This is a genomic window from Micromonospora sp. NPDC052213 (genome assembly GCF_040679695.1).
Lineage (GTDB): Bacteria > Actinomycetota > Actinomycetes > Mycobacteriales > Micromonosporaceae > Micromonospora.
Genome location: NZ_JBFAVI010000035.1, coordinates 43895 through 51104 on the forward strand (window position 1 = coordinate 43895; position 7210 = coordinate 51104).

Sequence of the window (7210 nt, forward strand, 5' to 3'; positions counted from 1 at the left end):
GTCCGCTGCGGACGCGCCCGCCCCGGTGCACCGGTCCGTTTCCACCTGGCGGCGGCCCTGCCGGCGTCGACCACACCGTGTGCCGGCGGCCACCGGGCATCGGGGTGCCCATGACGGAACGTCGATCATCGGGCGGCCCGGGGCCTGTCCTGGCTGTCTATGTCCCGCTTGTGCTCACAGGATGTGACAGCTATGGACACCGGTCGAAGCGCGTCTCTACAGTTCCGGCGTCCGGCTTTCTACTTCCACGGGGGTTGCGGTGGCCGTCGGCCGCTCGATGCACGCTGTCCAGGTCCAGAAACGATCCGTACGCCGCCTGATGGCCGGCGGGCTCGCGGCGGCGCTCGGCGCCACCGTGCTGGCCCCGCCCGCGTCGGCCGCGTCGCCGGCCGCCGCCGGTACGGGCGCCACCACCGAGGCCGCGCGGGCCGCCGCGGCGGCCGAGCGGACCGGCCAGCGGGTGGAGGTCCTCTCCGCCCGCACCGAGTTGACCCAGGTCTTCGCCAAGCCCTCCGGCGGCTTCGTCGCCGAGACCGCTGCCGTCCCGCAGCGGGTGCGTCAGACCGACGGGTCCTGGGCCGACGTCGACCTCACCCTGCGCCACGACGGCGCGGGCGGGTTCCGTCCGGCGGTCTCCCCGGCCGACGTGCGGTTCTCGGCCGGCGGTCGCGGCCCGGCCACCACGCTGACCAGCGGCGGCAAGTCCCTGACCCTCGCCTGGCCGGGGGAGCTGCCCGCGCCGGTGGTCAGCGGGGACGCCGCCACCTACCCGGAGGTGCTGCCCGGCGTGGACCTGGTGCTCCGGGCCACCCGCACCGGCTTCACCCACGTGCTCGCGGTGAAGACCCCGCAGGCGGCCGCGAACCCGGCCCTGCGGGAGATCCGCTTCGACCTCGGCGGCGACGTGCGGGTCCGGCGCGACGCCGACGGCTCGCTGCGGGCGCTCGCCGGGGCGGCCGAGGTGGCACGCAGCGCGCCGGCCGAGATGTGGGACTCGACCACGACCTCCGCCACCGGCCGGTCGGCCGCGGGGAAGTCCTCCGCCGCCGGCCCCGGCGCGGGGGCCCGGACGGCTCCGGTCGCCACCGCGATCGACGCCGCGGGTGACCTGGTGCTGCGCCCCACGCCGGGCCTGCTCGACCCGGCCAACGCCAGCTTCCCGGTCTACATCGACCCGGCCTGGTCCGCGGGCGCGTCCCGCTGGGCGTACGCCACGAACAACAACTCCACCAACAGCGACCTCACCGCCGCCCGGGTCGGCAAGGACTCGGGGACCGGCGTCATCTACCGCTCCTACTTCGAGTTCCCCATCTCCGCCCTCCGGGGCAAGCACATCGAGTCCGCCTACGTGCAGATGAGGCTGGACCACTCCTTCTCCTGCGGCGACACGCCGACCTACATGTACCGGTCGGCCGGGATCGCCAGCACCCCCCGCACGGCGTGGGCGCCGACGCTGAGCACCCTGCAGGCGTCCGCCAGTTCGCACGCCAACGAGAGCGGCGGCTGCATCGACGGGCCCCAGCCGGACATGACGGTCAACTTCACCGGCAGCGGCGTCACCGCCGGGCTCAGCAGCGCCCTCACCAGCGGCATGACGGCAATCACCTACGGTTTCTGCGCGTGCAGCGACTCGTCCGGGACCGGTGAGAGCACGCTGGACCGTTGGAAGAAGTTCATCCCCGCCAACGCGAAACTGGTGGTCGACTACGACTCCCTGCCCGGCCAGCCGACCGGCCTCCAGGTCGGCGGGCAGGCCTGCGTCACCGGCGACCGGGTCGCCCTCGCGACCCCGCCGACCCTGTCGGCCGTCTTCCCCGACGCGGACGCCGGCCAGATCCTGCAGACCGCGTACGAGCTGCTGGAGATCCCGGCCTCGGGCAGCTACGACAGCAGCACGCCGCGGCTGACCCCGCCGGCCGGCTCGGCGGTGACCGCCGGCGCCCGCTCCACCACGGCGCCCGTGACTGGCGTCCTCGGCGGCAGGGCGTACGCGTGGCGTGCCCGCAGCACCGACCCCGCGCCGTACGGCCTGCTGAGCCCCTGGTCGGCGTGGTGCGAGTTCACCGTCGACGACACCCCGCCGACGGTGACGGTCGACCCGGTGACCACCCCCGCCCCGCCCGGCCAGTTCTACACCTACAAGCTCCGCTCGCCCGACCCCGACGTGGTGATGTTCCGCTACGGGTGGACCAGCCCGCCCACCGAGGAGGCGGAGGCGGGCACCACCCTCGGCTACCCCGGGAAGACCGTCTCCGTGACGCTGACCACCCCGGCGTACGGCACGAACACCCTGTACGTGGCGGCCGTGGACAGCGCCGGGAACGTCGGGTACGGCTCCCTTGTTGTCCAGGTGGACCCGCCCGCGGCCGGCTGACCCGCGAACCGGTCACGGCGCCGCCGGGCGCCGGATCCGGACAGACCACGCGACGACGCCGCCAAGGCCCGCACCACACGACGTGGTGCGGGCCTTGCTGCGGGGCGCCGTCGTCCTGTCGCATCTCCCGGTTAGGCTCGCTGCGGCGCGCCGGCCGACCGCCGATGTCGGACGCGGCACCACACCGCCGAGACCTGGGAGTACGACCAGTTGACCGCAGAGCCTGAGACCCTGTACGGGGCCGACGACCTCACGCACCTCGAGGGGCTGGACGCCGTCCGCAAGCGGCCCGGCATGTACATCGGCTCCACCGACAGCCGTGGCGTGGGTCACCTCGTCAACGAGATCCTCGACAACTCCACCGACGAGGGCGTCGCCGGCCACGCCTCGAAGGTCGAGGTGACGCTGCACGCCGACGGCTCTGTCCAGGTCGACGACGACGGGCGGGGCATCCCCACCGACGTGCACGCCAAGTCCGGCATCTCCGGCGTCGAGCTGGTGCTGACGCGGCTGCACGCCGGCGGCAAGTTCGGCGGCTCCGGCTACAAGACCTCCGGCGGTCTGCACGGCGTGGGCGCCTCGGCGGTCAACGCCCTGTCCCGCCGGTTCGACGTCACGGTCCGCCGGGGCGGCAAGATCCACGCGATGTCGTTCCGGCACGGCGTGCCGGGGATCTTCGACGGCGACGGCCCCGAGGCGGCCTTCACCCCGGGCCCCGGGCTCCAGATCGTCGGCGCGATGAAGCGCGGCCAGCGCACCGGCACCTCGATCCGCTGGTGGCACGACGCGCGCTACTTCGAGACCGGCGCCGCGCTGGACGCGGATGCCGTCCGGATGAAGCTGCGCAACACGGCCTTCCTGGTCCCCGGCGTGAGCTACACGCTGCGCGACCACACCGGCGAGGAGCCGACCGAGGAGCGCTTCCACTACCCCAACGGCCTGACCGACATGGTGGAGTTCCTCGCCCCGGCCGGCGACCGGCCGGTCTCCGGCACGCTGCTGGTCACCGGCGAGGGCACCTACCGGGAGAACGCCGCCGACGCCAACGGCGTCATGCAGTCCAACGTGCAGCGGCGGGCCGAGGTCGAGGTGGCCTTCCGCTGGGGCACCGGCTACGAGCGCACCGTCGAGTGCTTCACCAACACCATCCGCAACGCCCACGGCGGCACCCACCGCAAGGGCTTCGAGCGGGCCCTGGCGCGCACCCTCGCCGACGCGGTCCGCAACACCCGTGGCCTGCTGAAGGCCAAGGAGGATCCGCCCACCCTGGACGACGTCCTGGAGGGCATGACGGCGGTCGTCCACGTCCGGATCCCGGAGCCGCAGTTCACCTCGCAGACCAAGGACGAGCTCTCCACGGCCGGCATCACCAAGGTGATGCAGTCGCTGGTCGAGCAGCACCTGAAGTCCTGGCTGGAGGACCGGAGGACCAAGGCCGAGGCGCGCACGGTCCTGCAGAAGATCGTCGACGCGGCCCGGGTGCGGCTGACGCAGAAGCAGCAGAAGGACGCCGCCCGGCGCAAGACCGCCCTGGAGGGCGCGTCGATGCCGGCCAAGCTGGTCGACTGTCGCGCGGCGGGCATCGAGCGCAGCGAGCTGTTCATCGTGGAGGGCGACAGCGCCCTCGGGACAGGTCGACTTGCCCGGTCTGCCGAATACCAGGCGCTTCTTCCGATCCGGGGCAAGATCCTCAACGTGCAGAAGGCCAACCTCCAGCAGGTGCTCGACAACGCCGAGTGCGCCGCCATCGTGCAGGTGCTCGGCGCCGGCTCCGGCCGCACCTTCGACCTCTCGGCGATGCGGTACGGCCGGGTGCTGATCATGGCGGACGCCGACGTGGACGGCGCGCACATCCGCACCCTGCTGATCACCCTCTTCGCCCGCTACATGCGGCCGCTGATCGAGGCCGGCCGGCTCTACGCGGCCATGCCGCCCCTGCACAAGATCACCACGAAGGGGCGCAACCCGCAGACGATCTACACCTACACCCAGGCCGAGATGGAGGCGACGGTCCGCAAGCTGGAGAAGGCCGGCAAGCAGATCGTCACCCCGATCCCGCGCTTCAAGGGTCTCGGCGAGATGGACGCCGACGAGCTGTGGGAGACCACGATGAACCCGGCCACCCGGGCGGTCCGCCGGATCACCCTCGACGACGTCGACGCCGCCGAGCGGATCCTCGAGCTGCTGATGGGGGAGAAGGTCGAGCCGCGCCGCAACTGGCTGATCGACTCCGCCGACCGGGTCGACCGCGAGGCGATCGACGCATGACCAGGCCCGCCACCACCCGTCCGGAAGAGAGCTGACCGATGGCACGCCGCAAGGACGACCGCGCCAAGGTGGACCTGTCCGCCTTCGACCAGGCCGGCGCGCGGGTCTTCGACAACCCGCTGGTCACCGAGGTCTCCGACTCCTACCTGGAGTACGCCTTCTCGGTGATCCACTCGAGGGCTCTGCCCGACGCCCGCGACGGCCTCAAGCCGGTGCACCGGCGCATCCTCTGGTCGATGTACGAGCAGGGGCACCGCCCCGACCGGGGGCACGTGAAGTCCGCCCGCATCGTCGGCGACGTGATGGGCAAGTACCACCCGCACGGCGACACCGCGATCTACGACGCGATGGTCCGGCTCGCCCAGGACTTCTCGCTCAACGCTCCGCTCATCGACGGGCACGGCAACTTCGGCAGCCCGGACGACGGGCCGGCGGCGGCGCGCTACACCGAGGCCCGGATGTCGCGGGAGGCGATGCTGCTCGTCGGCGAGCTGGGCGAGGACACGGTCGACGTGGAGCCCAACTACGACGGCTCCCTGACCCAGCCCACCGTGCTGCCGGCGGCCTTCCCCAACCTGCTGGTCAACGGCGCGTCCGGGATCGCGGTCGGCATGGCGACGAACATGATCCCGCACAACCTCGGCGAGGTGGTCTCCGCCGCCCGCTGGCTGATCAACCACCCGGACGCCACGCTGGACAAGCTCATGGAGTTCGTCCCCGGGCCCGATCTGCCCACCGGTGGCCTGCTGCTCGGGCTCGACGAGGTGCGCCGGGCCTACGAGACCGGGCGCGGCGTGGTCCGCATGCGGGGCCGGGTGGAGATCGGCCCGCTGGAGGGCAGCCGGGGCCGGCAGGCGATCACGGTCGTCGAGCTGCCGTACGGCGTCGGCGCGGAGAAGGTCATCGCCGCGATCACCAACGAGGTCAACAAGACCAAGCGGCTCACCGGCATCGCCGACGTCAAGGACCTCACCGACCGGGAGAGCGGCACGCGCCTGGTCATCGAGTGCAAGGTCGGGGTCAACCCGCAGGCCCTGCTCGCCGACCTCTACCGGCTCACCCCGCTGGAGCAGTCGTTCGGCGTCAACAACCTGGTGCTGGTCGACGGGCAGCCGCAGACCCTCGGGCTGAAGGCGCTGCTGGAGGTCTTCCTGGCCCACCGCTACGAGGTGGTGACCCGGCGCAGCTCCTACCGCCGCCGCAAGCGCGAGGAGCGGCTGCACCTGGTCGACGGTCTGCTGATCGCCCTGCTCGACATCGACAAGGTGGTCAAGCTGATCCGGGCCAGCGAGGACGCCCAGGCCGCCAAGGACGGCCTGATGCAGAAGTTCAGGCTCTCCGAGATCCAGGCCACCTACATCCTGGACACTCCGCTGCGCCGGCTGACCAAGTACGACCGGATCGAGTTGGAGGCCGAGCAGGAGAAGCTCCGCACGGAGATCGCCCAGCTCTCCACGATCCTCGACGACCCGAAGGTGCTGAAGAAGGTCGTCTCGGACGAACTGGCCGCGGTGGTGAAGCAGTTCGGTGCCCCGCGCCGCACCACGCTGGTCGACGGCGACCTCAAGGAGGTGCTGGCGGCGTCCGTGCCGGCCGGCCCGCTGGAGGTCGCCGACGACCCGTGCCAGGTGATCCTGTCCGCGACCGGGCTGGTCGCCCGGACCGCGGCGGAGTCGGAGGAGGCGTCCGAGGGGCGCCGGCGGCACGGCCGCGTCAAGCACGACGCCGTACGCGCCATCGTCCACTCCACCGCCCGGGGGCGGGTGCTGCTGGTGACCAGCGCCGGCCGCGCGTTCAAGGTCGACGTGCTGCCGCTGCCGGTGCTGCCCGAGCAGGCCGGGACGGTGTCGCTGCGCGGCGGGATGGCGGCCGCCGAGCTGGTGCCGCTGGAGCCGGGGGAGACGGTGGTCGGGCTGGCGCCGCTGGGGCCGACGGCCGAGGGCTCACCGGGGCTGGCGCTGGGCACCCGGCAGGGCGTGGTCAAGGTCTGCGCGCCGGAGTGGCCTGTCCGCTCCGACGAGTTCGAGGTGATCGGCCTGCGTGAGGGCGACGAGGTGGTCGGGGCGACCTGGCTCACCGACGGGGCGGAGACGCTCACCTTCGTCACCTCGGAGGCGTCGCTGCTGCGCTTCTCCGCCGGGCTGGTCCGTCCCCAGGGTGTCAAGGGCGGCGGCATGGCGGGCGTCAACCTGCCGGCCGGCGCCCGGGTGGTCTTCTTCGGCGCGGTCCGCACCGACGACACGGGGCACGGCGAGCCGATGGTGGTCACCTCCACGGGAGCCACGGTGAAGGTGACGCCGTTCCAGGCGTACCCGGCGAAGGGGCGGGCGACCGGCGGGGTGCGTGCCCATCGCTTCCTCAAGGGTGAGACCGAGGTGGTGGTCGCCTGGGTCGGGTCGCGTCCGGTGGGCGCGACCGCCACCGGCGAGCCGGTGGAACTGCCGGCGGCCGACCCGCGCCGCGACGGCTCCGGCTTCGCCGTCATGCTCGGCCCGACCGTCGTCGGCCACCAGGTCGAACGCGACTGACTCCCGGACCGGTCGAGGGGGACGGCTGCTGACGCACCCG

The 7210-nt window shown here is 72.7% G+C and carries 3 protein-coding genes; all 3 read left to right on the forward strand.

Features of this window, described 5'->3' with window-relative positions; genetic code table 11:
* Positions 1–277 precede the first annotated feature (277 nt).
* The 3 genes from AB0L34_RS12015 to AB0L34_RS12025 all read left to right on the forward strand — a co-directional run bounded on the left by AB0L34_RS12015 (position 278) and on the right by AB0L34_RS12025 (position 7170).
* The gene (locus tag AB0L34_RS12015) at positions 278–2374 is read left to right on the forward strand and encodes a hypothetical protein (protein WP_363704206.1); all 2097 of its coding nucleotides are present in this window, start codon (positions 278–280) and stop codon (positions 2372–2374) included.
* Positions 2375–2584: 210 nt separating this feature from the next.
* Positions 2585–4642 (forward strand): DNA topoisomerase IV subunit B, encoded by a 2058-nt coding sequence (locus tag AB0L34_RS12020; RefSeq protein WP_350706572.1) that lies wholly within the window; start codon positions 2585–2587, stop codon positions 4640–4642.
* Positions 4643–4680: 38 nt separating this feature from the next.
* A complete protein-coding gene (locus AB0L34_RS12025) occupies positions 4681–7170 on the forward strand; it encodes a DNA topoisomerase IV subunit A (RefSeq protein WP_363704208.1) in 2490 nt (829 codons plus the stop codon).
* Positions 7171–7210: the final 40 nt, after the last annotated feature.